Annotated in this window: 16 protein-coding genes; 9 read left to right on the top strand and 7 right to left on the bottom strand. The window is 59.5% G+C overall.

Annotated features, from left to right (window positions below; all coding sequences use genetic code 11):
* Nucleotides 1–983: 983 nt before the first annotated feature.
* Genes AC1XOS_RS09225 through AC1XOS_RS09235 form a run of 3 tightly spaced genes read left to right on the top strand, consistent with a single transcriptional unit; the run spans nucleotide 984 to nucleotide 3,752 of the window.
* Nucleotides 984–1,808, top strand: coding sequence for a segregation and condensation protein A (locus AC1XOS_RS09225; RefSeq protein ID WP_481961927.1), 825 nt, complete (start codon nucleotides 984–986; stop codon nucleotides 1,806–1,808).
* Nucleotides 1,801–2,367, top strand: coding sequence for an SMC-Scp complex subunit ScpB (gene scpB / locus AC1XOS_RS09230; RefSeq protein WP_481961928.1), 567 nt, complete (start codon nucleotides 1,801–1,803; stop codon nucleotides 2,365–2,367). The genes AC1XOS_RS09225 and scpB overlap by 8 nt, the downstream gene beginning before the upstream one ends.
* Nucleotides 2,364–3,752 (top strand): D-alanyl-D-alanine carboxypeptidase family protein, encoded by a 1,389-nt coding sequence (locus tag AC1XOS_RS09235; protein WP_481961929.1) that lies wholly within the window; start codon nucleotides 2,364–2,366, stop codon nucleotides 3,750–3,752. The genes scpB and AC1XOS_RS09235 overlap by 4 nt, the downstream gene beginning before the upstream one ends.
* Before the next feature lie 15 nt (nucleotides 3,753–3,767).
* On the opposite strand, the gene AC1XOS_RS09240 is transcribed toward AC1XOS_RS09235, so the two are convergent.
* The 4 genes from AC1XOS_RS09240 to AC1XOS_RS09255 all read right to left on the bottom strand — a co-directional run bounded on the left by AC1XOS_RS09240 (nucleotide 3,768) and on the right by AC1XOS_RS09255 (nucleotide 7,176).
* Nucleotides 3,768–4,739, bottom strand: a complete 972-nt coding sequence (locus AC1XOS_RS09240) for a zinc ribbon domain-containing protein (RefSeq protein WP_481961930.1) — start codon at nucleotides 4,737–4,739, stop codon at nucleotides 3,768–3,770.
* Nucleotides 4,740–4,741: 2 nt separating this feature from the next.
* A complete protein-coding gene (gene rsfS / locus AC1XOS_RS09245; RefSeq protein ID WP_481961931.1) occupies nucleotides 4,742–5,245 on the bottom strand; it encodes a ribosome silencing factor in 504 nt (167 codons plus the stop codon).
* 512 nt (nucleotides 5,246–5,757) lie between these two features.
* Nucleotides 5,758–6,351: a nicotinate-nucleotide adenylyltransferase gene (nadD, locus tag AC1XOS_RS09250; RefSeq protein ID WP_481961932.1), complete on the bottom strand. Its 594-nt coding sequence runs from the start codon at nucleotides 6,349–6,351 to the stop codon at nucleotides 5,758–5,760.
* A 3-nt stretch (nucleotides 6,352–6,354) separates the two neighbouring features.
* Nucleotides 6,355–7,176: a hypothetical protein gene (locus AC1XOS_RS09255; protein ID WP_481961933.1), complete on the bottom strand. Its 822-nt coding sequence runs from the start codon at nucleotides 7,174–7,176 to the stop codon at nucleotides 6,355–6,357.
* A 103-nt stretch (nucleotides 7,177–7,279) separates the two neighbouring features.
* On the opposite strand from AC1XOS_RS09255, the gene AC1XOS_RS09260 reads away from it, so the two are divergent.
* From AC1XOS_RS09260 to AC1XOS_RS09275, 4 genes are read left to right on the top strand one after another with little or no spacing between them, the layout of a single operon-like run.
* On the top strand, nucleotides 7,280–8,377 hold the full coding sequence (locus AC1XOS_RS09260; protein WP_481961934.1) for an LptF/LptG family permease: 1,098 nt from the start codon (nucleotides 7,280–7,282) through the stop codon (nucleotides 8,375–8,377).
* Between the two features lie 4 nt (nucleotides 8,378–8,381).
* A complete protein-coding gene (locus AC1XOS_RS09265; protein WP_481961935.1) occupies nucleotides 8,382–9,470 on the top strand; it encodes an LptF/LptG family permease in 1,089 nt (362 codons plus the stop codon).
* On the top strand, nucleotides 9,470–10,567 hold the full coding sequence (locus tag AC1XOS_RS09270; RefSeq protein WP_481961936.1) for a glycosyltransferase family 4 protein: 1,098 nt from the start codon (nucleotides 9,470–9,472) through the stop codon (nucleotides 10,565–10,567). Before AC1XOS_RS09265 ends, AC1XOS_RS09270 begins: the two co-directional genes overlap by 1 nt.
* Nucleotides 10,564–11,328 carry a polysaccharide deacetylase family protein gene (locus AC1XOS_RS09275; protein WP_481961937.1) on the top strand — a complete coding sequence of 255 codons (765 nt, stop codon included), beginning with the start codon at nucleotides 10,564–10,566 and terminating at the stop codon, nucleotides 11,326–11,328. The genes AC1XOS_RS09270 and AC1XOS_RS09275 overlap by 4 nt, the downstream gene beginning before the upstream one ends.
* A gap of 26 nt (nucleotides 11,329–11,354) precedes the next feature.
* Here the strand turns inward: AC1XOS_RS09275 and AC1XOS_RS09280 are convergent, their stop codons facing one another.
* The 3 genes from AC1XOS_RS09280 to AC1XOS_RS09290 are packed head-to-tail and all read right to left on the bottom strand — an operon-like array spanning nucleotide 11,355 to nucleotide 14,420.
* The gene (locus AC1XOS_RS09280) at nucleotides 11,355–11,849 is read right to left on the bottom strand and encodes a fasciclin domain-containing protein (RefSeq protein ID WP_481961938.1); all 495 of its coding nucleotides are present in this window, start codon (nucleotides 11,847–11,849) and stop codon (nucleotides 11,355–11,357) included.
* On the bottom strand, nucleotides 11,846–12,598 hold the full coding sequence (locus tag AC1XOS_RS09285) for a hypothetical protein (protein ID WP_481961939.1): 753 nt from the start codon (nucleotides 12,596–12,598) through the stop codon (nucleotides 11,846–11,848). Before AC1XOS_RS09285 ends, AC1XOS_RS09280 begins: the two co-directional genes overlap by 4 nt.
* Nucleotide 12,599: 1 nt before the next feature.
* A complete protein-coding gene (locus AC1XOS_RS09290) occupies nucleotides 12,600–14,420 on the bottom strand; it encodes a thiol-activated cytolysin family protein (protein WP_481961940.1) in 1,821 nt (606 codons plus the stop codon).
* Nucleotides 14,421–14,499: 79 nt separating this feature from the next.
* Between AC1XOS_RS09290 and AC1XOS_RS09295 the strand changes: the two genes are divergently transcribed.
* A complete protein-coding gene (locus tag AC1XOS_RS09295; RefSeq protein ID WP_481961941.1) occupies nucleotides 14,500–16,791 on the top strand; it encodes an ATP-binding protein in 2,292 nt (763 codons plus the stop codon).
* Between the two features lie 9 nt (nucleotides 16,792–16,800).
* Nucleotides 16,801–16,984, top strand: a 184-nt coding sequence (locus AC1XOS_RS09300) for an aldo/keto reductase (protein WP_481961942.1), incomplete at its 3' end; no start/stop codon positions are given.

Here is a 16,984-nt window from a genome sequence, read left to right on the forward strand (position 1 = left end):
ACAGGAGCATCAAAACCAGAACGACACAGAACACGAGGCAGAAAAGAAAAAGGAAGCGGCTTCGCCGCCAGAAGAACCCGAAGCAATTTCGGGAGAAATGACCACCGAAGACTAACTCAGTCCGTGGACCAAATCAGGGGTACAGGCCACGCCCGCCATTACCAAAAGCAGACAAGACACTGACACCATCCGCAGGAGCTACCCATGTTTTTGATGGACTAGCGTCCGCAGTTGCAGTCCCAGAACCAGTGATCGTAACTTTCCATGATCCTGCAAAAACAGGAGAAACTATAAAAACCAAGCAATAAAAAAATAAATTTTTCAGAAACAACATATTTCTACCTCAATCATATTTAAAATACCAGAAGTTGTGGGCACTAGCCCGGAAGTTGTGGGCACTAGCCCGGAAGTTGTGGGCACTATAGCCCTTCGACACTACTACTAATCCTACTGCTTTTCGTGATCGGTGAGAACCCTATTGTTCTCGAACAAAAAGAGTTTAACCCATTTCTTTGAGTATGTCAATACGCATATGACGTATTTCCAAATTACATCTTAGTTCCTCTCATAAGGCTTCAGAAGCACTTGAATCCCGGAGTGAAAATAGACATTATATCCATTAGTTCCTTAGTCAAGCCGCTGCAAGTTGTTGACAGCAGTTGCCGGATTGAGATGAGCTGAGTAGGCACAACAAACGCGTTTTACTGTTAACTGTGTCAGGAGCCTGGACGAGGATTTAAATGGGTATAACGTCTAATGGTATTTATGTCCGCCATTTTGATAGTTCCCAGAATCATACACGGAGATAAAAAATGGCGATGGGATATCCCAGAGCAAAAAGGTTAGTTCCCAAAATCATTCAGGGAGCTAACTTTTTGGCAGAAATATTTCCTGCCAAGCGTGACGACAAGACCAGCGGCTACAGCAACGAAGCGGGGGGCTATGGCTGTTAAAGAGCGATCTGGCAGGGTATAATCTCATCTATGCCGGTCGCACTTGCGCCGCCTCCTACGGTACACGCCCACGACTTTGACGGTCCACTCGACCTGCTGCTGCACTTGGTGCGGCACGGGCGCATGGATATCTTTGACCTGCCTGTCGCGGATCTCTGTGACCAGTATCTGGTGCATCTCAATGCGATGGAGACGCTGGATCTGGGCGTGGCGGGGGAGTTTCTCGTGATGGCGGCCACGCTCCTAGAGATTAAGTCTCGCCTGCTACTGCCCGCGCCGCCCAAAGAGGAAAACGAGGACGAAGCCGATAGCAGTGTGGAAGACCCACGCGCGGAGCTGGTGCGGCGGCTCCTAGAGTACAGCCAGTACCAGAGTATCGCCGAGTCGCTGCTCCAGCGCGAGGGGGAGATCCACCGCTCGTTCTTCCGCGATCCCCTGCCGTATTCATCGGAGTACGCCCTGCCTCCCAAGTTTGGCGAGCTCCCCGCCGACGCGCTTCTGCGAGCCCTGGAGCGCATTCTCGCTGATGTCGGAGCGGGCGAGCGGCAGATTACCAGTGTCCGTCGCCAGAAGATCACGCTCCGCATGACGATGCGCCTGGTGCTAGGTCAGGTCGAAAAAGCGGGCGATGAGGGACTGGATTTAGAGGAGCTTCTCCCCGTGTCGCCTTTTGAGGTCATCGAGATCATCTTGCTGTTCTTAGCCCTCCTGGAGCTCCTCAAACAGGGCTCGATAGATGTCCAGCAGGAGGCGTTCTGCACCCCCATCCGCCTGGTCTTTGTCCCCGAAGAGAGCCGCGAGACCCACATTACCTCTCACTTATCTAACTTGGAGGAAACCGACGACGATGCGTAGCCTTTTGGGCATGGTAGAGGCACTGCTCTTTGTCTCCGGTGATCCGCTCTCACTCAAAGAGCTGAGTAAGGCGACCGAGTGGGATGAAGATGCCGTACGCGAGGCGCTCGATGAGCTACGCCTGCGCTATCAAGACGCCGACTCAGGCCTCCGAATCGTGGCCCTCGGCGAGGATACGTTCCAGCTTGCCACCCGGCCCGAGTACGGCGAGACGATCGGCAAGCTCCTTGCGCCCCATGCCAACCGCCTCTCCAAGCCCGCCCTGGAGACGCTGACCATTGTCGCCTACCGTCAGCCCGCCACGGCAGCGGAGATCGAGGCCATCCGAGGCGTCTCCTGCGATGGCGTCCTCAAGACGCTCCAAGAGCGTGAGCTGATCTCCGAAGCGGGACGTAAGCAAACACCCGGACGACCGATTCTCTACGCCACCACGCCCGCTTTTCTCCACTACTTTGGCCTCACTAGCATAGAGGATCTGCCTGCCCTCCCCGACGATGCTCCAACCGAGATCGAGCAGCAGGCCGCACAGCTCTCTTTGGAGGCTGCCAGCGCCCTATGAAACTTCTCCCTCTTACTCTTCCTCTCGCACTTCTCTTGCTTTGTAGCGTCCCCAGCCTCGCACGTCCCGGACGCAGGCCTCCACTCCGCAAACCGCCCACCTATAAGACCGAGGCGGAGCACATTGCCTTGGTAAAGTCCGGCAAGCTTCCGGGCTACTTCAATAAAGCCGATCTGAGCAAGCCCCCCGTGCTCTCCGCTCCCAGTGCGCTCCTCATGGAGTACGATACGGGCGAGGTTCTCTACGAGTCCGCCGCCGATACGAAGCGCTACCCGGCCTCCACCACCAAGATTCTCACGGGTCTGCTTCTGGCGGAAAACACCAAGCCTGATGACATTGTCATGTGCACCGACCCTGCGGTGCTCAATGTCGAGCCCAGCTCACTTCATATCAAGCTCAAAGAACGCTTCCGGGCCGAGCAGCTCCTCTACGGGTTTCTCCTGCGCTCCGCCAACGATGGAGGCGTCGTTATCGCCGACCACGTGTCCGGCTCCGTTCCCGCTTTCGCACAGAAAATGAACGAGCGGGCAGCGCAGATTGGGGCGACCAGTAGCCACTTTGTCAACCCACATGGGCTCCATGATCCCGATCACTACACCACAGCCCGTGATCTCGCTCTGATTGCACGTATTGCCCTGCAAAACCCACGCTTTGCGGATGCCGTTTCGATCCCACGGCGGACGATCAGCCGCTCGTTGAATTTTAAAGACCTCGTCGTGGAGTCGAAAGCCAAAAAAAGCTTTTATGATGTCGTACCAGGAGCCGACGGCGTAAAGACCGGTTTTACCAATCCCGCCCGCCACTGCTATGTCGGCTCCGCAACCCGCAATGGTCGTCGGCTACTGGCCGTCATCTTGGCAGCGCCTTCCAGCGGAGTCGGGGATGCCGTTTCTCTCATCGAGTGGGGATTTGCTCGCTACAGTGCCAAGACGGTCGCCGTTGAAGGGCAGCGGGCCGCGTGGGTGCCCACACGTCTTGGGGCGGAGGGGCGCGTTGCGGCGCAGGTTAGCCAGACGCTCCATGTGACACAAGATCGCCTGTACCCCACAAAAATCGAGACAAGGGTGGAGGTTACTGCCAACACGGCACCGATTCAGAAGGGCCAAGAAGTGGGAGTGCTCGTTGTGCTTCGGGGCGGCAAACAAATCGTTCGCGTCCCGCTCCAAGCCACACAAGCCATTCCTCGCTCCATGGTTCGAGCCACCAGCCGCAGTCCCTGGCTCTGGGTGACACTTGCAGGTGGGGGGGGCGCAACCCTGTTAATCCTTCGACAGCGCCAGCTCGCGCAAGCACGCCGCGCCCGTGCTCGCCGCCGCCGAAGAACCATGCCCCCGCCCATGCCCGAGGAGCAGGCAGCCCCCACGCGCAACTTCACACAACCCTGATTACCGCAAAGGTTCTTAGGGTTCCCAGTCGGCGCGGCTGCCCATTGGAGCGGGAACGAGATTCGGGGAAGAGTCCAGCGCTTCCGTTCGGTTCGCGCTAAACGGAGCATCGGCGATGGAGTAGACCCAAGCGGCAAAGGCAATCACGGCAAAGATGACCGTCGGGGTTCCCGGCGCGGGCTGGGTGAGCTTCATTCGCCCCATCGAAAATGCCCCGGCCAAGTGCTCAAAGAGCGCGTCACGATCCGGCAGGAGCAAGACAATGGAGAGGGCCACCACAAAAACACTGACGATAATGCCGCCCTTGACAATCTGACCACAGTAAAACTGCCCCAGACCTGGCACCAGGGAGAAGACCATGGTGAGCCCGGCGTGGCGTTTTCCCGACTGCGCGGTGCGAAGCACATCGAGGAGGTCTTCACTAGGCGCGAGCACGCCGCCCAGGCGCGCCATCGCGGCCTGATCGGAGAGGCGCACGGTCACCTCGCCCAGCTTTTTCTCCGCGGAGAGGCGTGTCCCCCCCGAGAGCTCCAGCGCTTTTTCATAGTGCTCTTTGGCCTGCTCTAAGCGCTCTTCGGCGGCCAGCAAGTCGCCGAGCTGCTCGTAGACAGGCGCGGCGGCGGTGGGTGAGACATGAGGGGCGAGCACCATGGCTTGCTCCAGGGTCTTGCGGGCATCGCGGATCAGCGCACGGGCACGCTCGACATTGGCACGGGTGAGAAGCCGCTGAAGCTCCCGCTCCCGCGCTATGGGATCGTCGGGAATGGCGATAGGGGGAACTTCCGGGGCAGGTTTAGCTGCGACCAAGGGAGCTGAGGCTACGGGAGCGGGAGGTGGTGAAACGACGGGAGATGGCGACAGAGATTGAGACGGAGGCGGAGAGGGTGGCGTGACGAGCACCGTGCCGCAAGAGCCGCAGAACTTATTGGTTCTGGGGTTGCGCTCGCCACAGTTCGCACAGTAAATAGGCTTCTCCACCTCACTCATGGCTATTCGACGTCGTCCTCGTCGAGAGGTTCCACTTCCTGGTCTGCCGCCGCGAAAAACAACGCATCGTCGTCGTCATCGCCTTCGTCCTCGCTCCAGTTACCCTGCGCTTCCAGTCCCTCCGGAAGAATGGTGCCCGGAGTCGGAGGCAGTGCGCCTTTGGGCTGTGGGGTTGTCCAAAACTGCTCTAGCTTGTAGCGCTCACGTGCCTCTTCGCTCATCAGGTGCACGACGATATCGCCAAAGTCCATCAGAACCCACTCGACACTGGCCTCACCTTGCACATTGGGCTTGCTCATGCCGGGCTCGTCTTTGACACGCTCCAGCACGTTCTCTGCCAGAGCACGCAAGTGCGGCGTAGACGTTGCGGTGACAATCAAAAAGAAATCCGCAACATTAACTTTCTCACGCAGGTCAATTAAAACGGGCTCGTGGCCCTTACGGTCTTCAATGGCGTCCAGAATAATCTGCGCCCGCTCTTTAGAATCTATTTTTGTATTCGACATTTAGCCACTACTCTATCATATAGCAAGGCGAGTGACCGGGTTCGGCTTAGGTACATATTCCTCAAGTAAGTAGCCAAGCTCGACAAAGTGAGTGGTACCTTCCCAGAGGGTTATCGTCCCAGAGGTTGTCCTGATGATGAGTATAGACGTATAAATTCCATAACCACACCGCCGACTCTCGTAACGCCAGGCTTCTACATCTCCCCACAACGCCAGCCTCTCTCCTGTTAGATTTCTCCAACGGAGCCCATGACCGTCCACTTGGACAGGAAAGATTGTCCGCCAGACAACGGTGTTCCACGAAGCCCAAGAGAAAAAAGCTGCTCCAGCGAAAAAGAACCAAGACTCTGGCTGAGCAGCTACGATGCGAGGCGTCTCATGACGCCATGTGGGGATGAACCCCAGAATAAACCAGAGTATCCCTCCCGCAATAGCACTGCCTACTCCTGCAAGCATCCAAAGCCAAAAACCTGGCCGACAGACCAGTGTCTCTTGTTTGATTGAACTGCTGCTCACTGGTAGAGCCTTTTTTTCTCAATCAGCGCCACAACACTCTCGGGAACAAGATAACGAATCGAGCGACTTGCCTGTACCCGCTGGCGAATTTCGGTGGACGAGATATCCAGCCCGTTCATCGCGGCAAAGATGATCTGCGGCTCCAGCTCGTCTGGAACTCCGATACGCGCCTCGGCCTCCGATACGCCTGGACGGTAAAACGCCACAAACTGTGCCAGCGTCAAACACGCCTCGGGCTCGCGCCACTTGCCAATATCGCGCACGGCATCGGTTCCAGTAAGGAAGTAAAGTGCCGAGTCGGGAAATTCTTGGGCCAGCGCCCGAAGTGTCTCGACCGTGTAGCTGGTGCCCTCGCGCTCTAGCTCGCCAGTCCAGACAGAAAAGTGAGGATTTCCGGCAATCGCCTCTTGCACCAGCTCGACCCGGAGCGTGGCAGGCGTAGACGTGTCCCCGATTTTGAAGGGAGAGACTTTATTGGGGACAAACAGAATATGATCCAGCCCAAACCGCTCCCGTGCTTCCTCGGCGATCCGAAGGTGGCCGTAGTGAATGGGGTCAAATGTCCCCCCAAACACACCCAGCTTTCTCATAAATTAGGCAATGTCCCAGTCGCCCTCGCCGACTTTTTGCCCATTACGGCGCTTCTCCCCGATCCGGTAGGCATCCAGCGCGATCAGCACACGGACAATCAGCAGCTCCAGCCCGAAGGCAGGCAGCCGCATCAGGCTCACGGCCACAAACGCCGCCAAGATGAGCAGCATTCCCTTCCCAACCTGGCCATTGAGAAGCTGGCCGACACCGGGAAAGAGAAACGAGAGAATCGCATGGACGGTGGAGTTTACCTCGCGGGTCTCCCCTTGCACCGCGGTCATGGTGGTCATGGTCTGCTGGAGCTGTGCTTGGCCCACACCCGCATGTACCTGAGCGATCTTACGAACCGTCGCACGAGGATCACGAACCCCATTGACACTCTGGCTCCACTCTTCCGTCACGGTACTCTGAGTGAAGCGCACCGGCGGCTTGTTCTCCGCAACCGGGTCGCTCTCCAGGCTCAGGCCCGCTTTAGGGAGATCCGCGCCACAGTGCGTGCAGAAAGAGAATCCGGCGCTCTCCGGTGCGATCACGCTCCCACACGACGGGCAGTTTTGAGGCGCGGCCGCCACTTTTGGCTTTGGTGTCGGGGCGATGGTCTCTGCAATGGTCTTGGCAGGGGTTTGTGGAGCGGGACGTGTCGCACCTTTGCGCGCCTGCTGAAGCAAGGCTGCCTGTCCCACTGCCTCGGCGGCGTTCTCCGCCTCGCGCTGCTGCTGCTCATCGGCCTTGAGCTGCGGGGGCAGGGGAATACGCACTGTCTTGACGACAGGCTCTTCCTCCTGCAAGATCAACCGCGAGCCGCCCGTGTTTTCGTCCGCCACTTAACTTAAATTCCTCTCTTTCCATTATAGCACGCATGCCCCCTGTCCCTTAGGGAGATATGCTACACTGATACTTACTGAGACGAGCTAAACCTAAACTTCGATGCGCCTGACTGATAAATCTCTTTTCTCCGAGCTGATTGTTCCTTTGCTGATCGGCTTGCTCTCGTTTCTTTTGATGCTGGTCGGCAATACGCTCTTTGATCTCTTGGACCGGATGTTTCAGAATAAGTGGCCCGTGAGCTACGTGGCGCGTGTGCTGCTCTTTAACATCCCAACCGTTCTGGTGCGCACTCTTCCTATTGCTGCCGCCGTGGGAGCAAGCCTTGCCACGAGCCGCCTGGCACGCGATGGTGAGCTCACGGCGCTCCGGGCCTCGGGGATCTCGCTACGCCGGGTCTTTGCGCCGCTTGTGGTCGTGAGCCTCGCGATGAGCGGCGTGGGCATCTATCTTTTTGAGCGCGTGGTTCCCTGGGCTTGGCAGGAGCAGCGCGATGTCCAAAAGATGCTCTTTAATCTCCCTGAGAACGTCATCGAGACCGCCACGACCATCGAGAGTGACAACTATATCTTCAGCTTCGCAAGTGCCAAGAGCCGGAAAGACACGCAAGGACAGCGCGTCTTTTTGGTGGAAGATGCCACGATTGTGGAGCGCAACCCCGGGGTTCCTGCCAAGCCACCTCGCATTAGCACCGCCACGCGCGGCGAGTACAAAGCGCAGGGCTTTACCTTCTACAATGCCGCGGTCCATGCCTTTCTGCCCAACGGAAGCGCCGACTACGACCTGATCGCCGCTCGTGAGGAGATCTCGGTCAGCATGGACAAGACCAGCGGCAACTTTCGGATCACCGATGAGCAGCTAGAGAACTTGCCCAGTAGCGAGCTGATGGCCCGTGCGCGGCAGGAGCGCGATCCCAAGCGTGCCGTGATCTATCAGGTGAAGCGCTGGGGAAAGCTCGCTCTGCCCCTCATGTGCCTGCCTCTGGCACTCTTTGCGGTTCCTCTGGCCATTCGCTTTGCCCGTGCAGGAACTTTTGCGGCCTTGATGCTCGCACTGGTCATTGTCTTTCTGGCGATTGTCGCCCTGACCCTCTCGGAGGCGGCTGCACTCAACCAGCTTCTGCCCCCGCTGGCAGGCGCACTGGCTCCGGCGGTAGTTTTTACGCTTGCCGCGCTGACGTTTCTCAGAAGGATCGAATAGCACGATGCGACTCTGTGACCGCTATCTTTTACGGGAGTTTATCCAGGCATTTTTTGTCGGGCTCATCACCGCGGTGCTCCTGGTGGTGGCCCTCAGATTCCAGCAGGCAGTTCTACAGCTTGCCCAGCAGCGCGCCCCTGCCTCACAGCTCCTGAGTCAGATTCTCTGGGACCTGCCCAATGTTCTGGAGATGGCCCTTCCCGTAGCAACAGCTCTCGGGGCGGCTCTGGCAACGAACCGGCTGGCACGCGACAATGAGCTGACCGTCCTACGTGGCACGGGGACCTCGCTGGTGCGTCTCTTTCTGCCTTTTATTCTTTTGGGGATCTTTCTGGCAGGGCTCGGGCTCTACAATGCCAACACCCTCCAGCCTCTTGCGGTCACCAAGCGTGAGGCACTCTCCGGGTTTTCGCAGAGTGCCATCGGGACATTCGAGCCCGCTCAAGCCACCCGAGGCGGAGCGCAGAACGAGTGGCTGATCCAGTTTGAGCGGGGCCAGAAGATCGGCGAGACTCTCTGGCGCATGGAGACGATCAGCCTGATCCAAAACGCGCGCGTTCTCCTCGCCCCAGAGGCCACCTACGACTCTAGTACGGGGCGCTGGACCCTGCAATCGGCCACCGAGCACCGCTACAACCGCCTCGGCAAGCTTCTCCAAGAGACCAAAACCGCCACGCAGGTTGTCACCGCCCGCGCTGATTTCTCTGGGTCACTGCCGTTCTTCAGCGGCCAGCAGAGCTTTCAGAACCCCCTCTCCTTTGAGAAACTCACCCAGGCTGCGGCCATCGAAGCGCGACGGGGAAATAAGAAAAAAGCGCTGGAGCTGGAGACCGCACGCTGGTTCAAGCTGGCGCTCTCCAGCATGTGCGCGGTCTTTGCGCTCTGTGCGCCGCCTCTGTCCTTACGATTTTCGAAGGCAGGCTCTTTTGCAGGGGTCTTACTCTCCGTGATTATTGTTTTTGTGGGCTGGAACACGGTTCTCTTAATGAAGTCGGTGGCGCTCTCAGGCTGGGTACCGCCGGTCTACTGTGCTTTCTCCACCCACCTGCTCTTTCTCCTGGCAGGTCTTTTTCTCTTGGCAAGGTCGGATTGATGCTGCCACGTGTCCTAGCCCTCTCCAGCTCAACCGATAATGGCGGGTCACAGCGCCACGCCGTGACGCTTGCGGCTGCCTACCAGGCGGCAGGCGGTAGTGTACAGCTCGCCTGCGCCCCCCAGAGCTTTATCGAGCAAATAAGCCACACTGCCAGCGTCCCCACACTCCCCTTTGCGCTGCGTAATAGCGGCGATCTGAGAGCGGCACTGCGGCTAGCGCGGCTCGTGCGTCAGAGCCGCGCCCAAGTGCTCCACAGCCACGCCCGTCGGGACTTCGTCGCCGCGACTCTGGCAGGGCGTCTGACGGGCTGCCCTGTAGCTCTTCATGTCCATGTGGTACGTCCTCTGGGCGAGCCACACCGGCTGGCGGGGCAGTTTTTCAGCCAAGTTGCAGCCATTATCGCGGTCTCTGAGTACACGAAACAAGAGCTAGAGCGCTGGCATGGACTAAAACCTGGCCTGGTGCGGCGCATCTACAATGGGGTGGCGACAGTGCTCCCCGCTCCCAAAATCACTCCCCGCTCGCCCGAGGGTAAAAAAGGTAACGAGGGCGAGCGGGTGATCGGGATGGTGGGCAGGCTGAGTACCAAGGGCCAGCGCACCTTCCTGCCCAGCGCCAAGCGCCTTGTCGCGGAGTTCCCCAGCCTGCGCTTTGTCTTTGTCGGCCCGGATGCCCCGGAGCTGACCTACGCCCAGTTCCGTCAAGACCTGATGCTGCATGAGCTCCATAATCGCAGCACCCTTGTGGGAATCAGTGACCAAATCCCTGATATCCTGGCAACACTTGATATTCTCGTCCACCTTCCCACCGACGAAGCCTTTGGCCTTGCCCTTGTCGAGGCAGCGGCAGCGGGCCTTCCCGTCGTTGCGACTCAGATAGGGGGATGTCAAGAAGTGGTGTGCGAGGGCCAGACAGGCTTTCTCATTCCGCTCGGGGATGATACCCTGCTCCAGACCCGGCTCCACCAGCTTCTAGCAGATCCCAGCCTGCGCCAGCGCCTTGGACAAGCGGGCCAGCAACGAGCCCAGCGCGAGTTCTCCGCCGAGCGCCAGCTCGCCGACCTCTGCGCGATCTACGAGGAAATTGCCCGATGAGCCGCCCACCCATTCCGATCCTGATGTACCATGCCGTCGAGACTAACGAGCGTCCGGATAAGTACAAGCACTTCTATGTCACCGCCAAGGAGTTTCGGCGACAGGTCAGGGAGCTAACGTCACGCGGCTACGAGGCGATCTCTCTGGATCAGCTCGTCGCCGGGCTTGCAGGCGCTCCCCTTCCTCCCAAACCCATTCTCCTCACGTTCGACGACGGCTACCAGAATGTCTTAACCAACGCGCACCCGGCTCTTCTCGAAGTGAACTGGCCCTATACAATCTATCTCGTCAGTGAGCGGATCGGAGGGCGCAACGAGTGGGTGGAGCCGGAGGGCTATGAGGCAACACCACTCCTCACCGAAAATGACATCCGAGAGCTGATGGCAAGCCCCTTGGTCACTCTGGGAGCGCACACGGCCACGCACCCAAAGCTCGATCAGCTCTCTCCCGAAGCCGCCTACGATGAGCTCGTTCGCAGCAAAGCTCAGCTTGAAGAGAGATTCCAGCGCCCGATGACGCACTTCTGCTACCCCTACGGCCACTTCAACGATGCCGTCATGGAGCGGGTGCGCGAGGCGGGCTACCAGACCGCCACCACGACCCAGCACGGGCGGGTCAATGCTATTGGTGAAGACCTGCTGCGCCTCCCCCGCGTCTCGATCTACCATGTCCCACCATTTTCCCTCACCTACGGCCCCGGCGCCCTCAACTTCCGCTGGCGCGTCGAGAGCCGCAAAGACAAGCGCTTCGATAAGTCGTGATCGCCACCCCCACGCGGAGGTCGTTTTTATATGCGATCCACCCGTTGAAAGACACCGGTTGCAAAAGGCAGATCCGTCTCTAAAATGCGAGCCGCCCCCGGAGCGCCGCTGGTGAGGAGCCACTTCCCGTCACCGCCACGCTCCACCTTGAGGAGCTGCCCCGAAACCGTGCGCACCTGACCATCGCGGGGAAACGTGTAGCGCTCTTTTGAGCCCGCTCCGCCCAGCGTGAGCCGCCCCAGCAGCACATGATCCCAAACAAAGCTCTTGAGTGCCTCGGGAGTCGCGGGGCGCTTGAAGCGAGCAAACGCCGCGTTATGAGGGGCTAAGATCGTGTAGGGCTGTGCCGCGAGCGCCCGCTCTAGGCCACTTGCCTCGATCAGCTCCGCAAAGACTGTGAGCACGTGCTCGCTCTTGCCTTGAAACGGACGCTCACAGCGCTTTAGGTTTGCCACAAGGTCATTGTCTTTGAAGTTCAGAGGCAGGCGTCCCCCAAAGCGAATTTTTTCGTCTTGCCTCATAATCGTTTTTTGCCCCCTCGGTTTAGGTTTAGCGTAGGATCGGCGAGACTAATGCGCACATCGCTGCCCTTATCGGCGATGGTGCGGAGGGTGAAGACCAGCTCGCGGGGATTGGCGCTGTTTGGCACACAGAACACCAGGTTGAACTCGAGCTTTGCGCCGGGGAGAAGTGGCTTGCTCTGAAACGCCTCTGAGGCAATATCGGTGAGGATGGGCGGAAACGACTCGCCACTCGCATCGGCGAGCGCGGTGTGGGTGTCGTTCTGGAACCACCAGAGCTGCTGCGCCGACTTCTGGCCGTTTTTCACCTCACAGCGGTAGACCAGGAGCCGGTAGCCGGGCTTGGGCTCGTAGGTGGTGCCGTTGATCTTGGCAATTGGGTTGATCAGGCCATAGTCGGTCGCCGTCTTGGTCTCCAGGGTGTAGGAAGCCACCTCGCGCGGATTCGTAACGGTCAAGCGCCACTTGCCATCAAAGACCGTCTCGCCCAGCTTCCCACGAATCCCCTCGACCTGGTTTGCGCCGCCGTCTTTGATCAGCGCATAGCCTGTCTTGGTCTTCACAATGCTCAGTCCAAGCGCCTTTGCCACATCGGCAATCGGCACCATCACAGAGTCCCCGACCCGCTGGAGCCGCTCTGACGCAATTGTCTCGTTGATTGTCAGTGTGCGCTCATTGCTGGCTTTTAGCTGAGCGTGGGCGGGAGTCAGTGCTCCCAGGGCTAGTGTGCAGAAGAGAAGTATTTTCATCTTATAAAAAGCCTTTCCGAACAAGGACGATATGAAGCTCTGCGGGCGATCTGAGCGGTACCCCATCGGGTAGCCCTGGTACGGGGAGGCCGGGAACCTTCAGAAGCACGGGGCGTCCATCACGCTCGGTCGGGCCTACCAGTATCACTTCGCCACGCTTGGACCACTCCAGAGGGTCAATTTCTAGCTTCCACTCCCCCAGAAGGTCATCCGCGCTAGAGCCGTCGTAGTCCATGAGGCGCAGGTCAAGCTTGAGCTTCTCCTTCGTGTCGTAGTAGTAGTCCACCGTGCGCGGCTTTCCCCCAAAGGCCGCAACATCAATCGTGCCGCCTTTTTCACGCTTGTTCAGGTTCGTATCGGCGTCGCTCCGGGCAATCTCCCAGAACTTCTGGCCGTTGATTCGTCCCTCGCCGTAGCACTCCACCGTGTTGTCTGCAACGCCATCATCGGAGTCGTTGATCTTGAAGTAAGCACGTAGCTCGTAGGTCTCACCCGCTGGATTGGGGGCGTACTCGGTATGGACATACTCTGTGGTGCGCATCATACTGGCCAGAGCCCGGTCTTTGAGGGAGCGCACAGAGTAGGAAATCGGGGCCATCTCGGACGGCTTGGGAGCGCGTGCCAGCAGCGACTGGATCACCTGGTTGAAGGCCGACGACGACGCAGCTTTCACGACATTGTCCGCAGGGCCTCCGATCGTGGTGAAGGTAATCGTCGTTTTCTCGTCTTTACGCAGGCTCTCCCCCGCCACACTCACATCCGCGCTGGCAAAGCCGATACTGCCCCCCGCCTGCACCTTTGCCTTAAGCTCGTCCTCGGTCAGTGTCCGCTTCATGTTGAATGCCACGATGGTGCCGTAGGTGACCGTGGCCACATAGCACGGCAGATTCGTGTGATCTATCGCTTTCTGACGGGCGAGCTGCTGGGCATCGGCGAGGGTGAATCCGTCGCTGAAGAACCCACGCCAGCCCGCGGCTTGTGGCTCCATCGCAATCGTGTACCCCTTGATAATCAGGGTTCCATTGATGGACTCCTCCCGCGCCGTGTGCTTGGTGCCAAAGACACTCTTGACATAGCCGGTCATGTAGCGTGCATCGATTCCTAGGCTCAGCGCACTCTGCTCCAGTGAGTCTGAGCGGGTGTACTGGAAGTTAGACGACGTCGGAATCTCGCGGCCATTGAGCATCTCACGGAGCTCCCCGACGGCGTTGCCGACGCTAGATCCACTAGGATTGGCGACATCGCGGCTACCGTTGGCCACATTAGGGTTGACCACAAAGACCCGCAGCGGAGCACGCTTGTTCTCCAAGTTGGGGATGGGATTGAGCGAGCCAAGCCCGCCCCGTAGGCCCTTTTCTTGCAACAGACTCCCCGGCCAGAAGAACTCAGCGGCGGGATCAAAGCTCACAATCGCCTCGGGCGTGGTCGTCAGGGAGTAGCGCTCACGAGTGACTTTATAGGTGCGATTGCCCTCTTTCTCCTGAGCGTCCTCACTCCCCCCCACAGCCTTAGGTGCGTTCTGTTGCGGTGCAAGCCGACGGACGCCAGGGGCGAGAGTGGCATCGCCTTCTCGGGGTGCCCAAGCGGGAAGCGCGTCAAAAAAGGCATCCAGCGTGGGGACGGTCTCTAGATTAGCGAGAAACAGCACCCGGTCAACCAGCAGGCGATCTGGCTTTGTGGTCGCCGTCGCATCCTTGATTGTCGTGGTTCCCGCACGCCCCACGACTTGGCTCTTGGCCTTGCCCCCCTGTGCCAACGCAGTGCTCGTGCCTGCCAGCACAAGTAGTAAGATTATCCCGCCTGCAAAAAATAGTTTCTTCATAGGATTAGTCTCTCGTCTACTGCGTGAACGGATCGTGAACCGGGCAGGGATTTTCCGTGAATATCGCGAACTGCTCTTTGTGTCCCTGACGCTTCGTTTTCTTGGCCCCCCGCAGCTCCAGCGGGGCGGTCAGACAATCCCTCTCCCTCGCACGCGCAAGGCGCTGGCACTGCTTGCCTTGCTGGCGCTCCATGCCGGGCGGAGTGTGGATCGCAAGCACCTCGCGGATATTCTTTGGCCCGAGAGCGACCCGATTACCGGAGCCACCAATCTTCGGCAAGCCCTCGCGATTCTGCGGCGCACTCTGGGACAAGACGCGGAGTCGCTCATCGCGGAGGGCAAGCAGGCTCTGCGGCTGGAGGTAGGCGAGATCTTCTGCGACGTGTTCGCTTTGGACGATGCCCTTCATCGCCGAGACATCGACACCGCAAAAGCCCTCTACACCGGGCCGTTTCTGGAGGGCTTCACCGAGGACTGGGTGCTCATCGAGCGGGAAAAACGTGCGATGGCAATCACCGCGCTACTCTCGCCGCCAAATACTACCAAGCTCCCGGCGTTTCTCACGCCTTTTCTGGGCCGCTCTTCCGAGAGAGCCAAGCTGAGCGAGCTGCTCCAGCGCGAGGGAATTCGCCTGGTAAGTGTGCTAGGCATGGGTGGTCTGGGCAAGACACGCCTCGCGCTGACGGTGGCGGCAGACACAACAGAAGCAACCTTTGTGGATCTCTCGCTCCTGCCCGCCACCACCACCGCCCCCCGACTCTGGCAGGCAATCGCGGAGGCACTGGAACTTGCCACACTCACGGAAACTGCCGTCTGTGAGGCGCTACAGGCAAGCCCCACGCTCTTACTTTTAGACAATGCTGAGCATCTTTTAGAGACAACCGCACGCGTTGTCCATGCGCTCCTGAGCCGCTGCGCACAAGCCAAGGCACTCGTCACCAGCCGCGAGCCCCTCCAGCTTCCCGGCGAGGTACTCTTTCGGCTCCAGCCCCTCCAAGGCGATGAAGCCGTGGCGCTTTTTGTCCAGCGGGCGGGGCTTGCCCAGCCGGGCATCGAGCTGCCCGACGACGCGCTTCGGAGCCTCTGTCAGAAGCTCGAAGGGCTGCCTCTCGCGCTGGAGCTTGCGGCGGCGCGGCTTCGCGTGATGCAGATCGAGGAGCTGGAGTCGCGCCTGACGGATCGCTTTCGCCTGCTGCGCTCGGATCAGCGGCGTGTGGACCGGCACCAGACCCTTCAGGCCACGCTGGATGGCTCCTGGGAGCAGCTCAGCCCCACCGAGAAACGCGCTCTCGCCGCGCTGAGTACTCTGGTGGGAAGCTGGCCCCGCTCGCTCGCGCAGGAGATCGCCTTCGCCCCCAACACCGACGAGCTGGAAGTCTTGGACGTCCTGACGCGCCTTGTGGATAAGTCCTGGCTACGGATCGCCTCGGGGAGCTACAGCTTACTGGAGACCCTGCGCGAGTTTCTCACCCCCCACCAGCTCCCCGAAGATCGCGCACGCCTGGTGGCCTTTGCACAGACCGCCATTCCCTGGAAGCGCAGGCAAGAGAGCCAAGTAACCTGGCTGGAGCGGCTCACCCTGCACCGTGACAACCTCCGCGTCGCCCTTGCCTACGCCCCCTTCGAGATTGCCCTCACCCTGGCACGCGAGCTGGGGGATGCCTTTGTGATCCAGGGACGTACCGCAGAGGGAATCGCGCTCTACGAGGCACTCGTGCCACAAGTGCCCTCTGACCATCCCCAGCGCGCCTCGCTTCTCTACTTCTGGGCCCTGCTCGAACAAGCCCGCAACGATCCCCCCAAAGCCGGTGCGCTCCTGCAAGAGAGTCGCCAGCTCTGCGAGCAGCAGGGAGACACGCGCCTGCTGATCCGTGTTCTGGGCAACTTGGGGATGAACGCCCGCCTCCAGCAAGACTTTCTGGGAGCACGCGCGATCTATCTTGAGACCCTCCAACTTCTCAAGAGCACGCAGCAAGGAAACCCCTCCGCAACCCTCATCCGGCTCGGGGTCATCGAGCACGATCTGGGCAACCTAGACGCCGCACGCGACTCTCTTAGCCAAGCCATCGCCGCAAACCGTCAGCACTTCAACGAGATCGGGCTCGCCATCGCCCTCAGCAAGCTAGGCTATGTCGAGCGCGACCTAGGCAACCACGCCGTAGCCGTTGGCCTCTGGCAGGAGGCCCTCCCCCTCTGCCGCAACCTTGGCTACCGGCAAGAGCAAGGCAATGTCGCCCTCAGCCTCAGCAGACTCCTCACCGATCCCGACGAAGCCGCCGCCCTCCGCACCGAGGCCCGCGACGCCTTCACCGCCATCGGCGACACCGACGGGCTGGCGCGTCTTGCGGGTATACTCAGCCCTGGAGGATAAGAAATCACGATGCAGTACACCCGTCTGGGACGAACAGGGCTGAGCGTCTCTCGCCTATGTTTAGGAACGATGAACTTTGGGCCACAGACCAGCCCCGAGGACTCTTTTGCCATCATGGACCGCGCACTGGAGCTGGGCATTAACTTCTGGGACACCGCCGATGTCTACGGCTGGAAGCTCGGCGAGCGTATCA

This window comes from Armatimonas sp. (assembly GCF_964826245.1).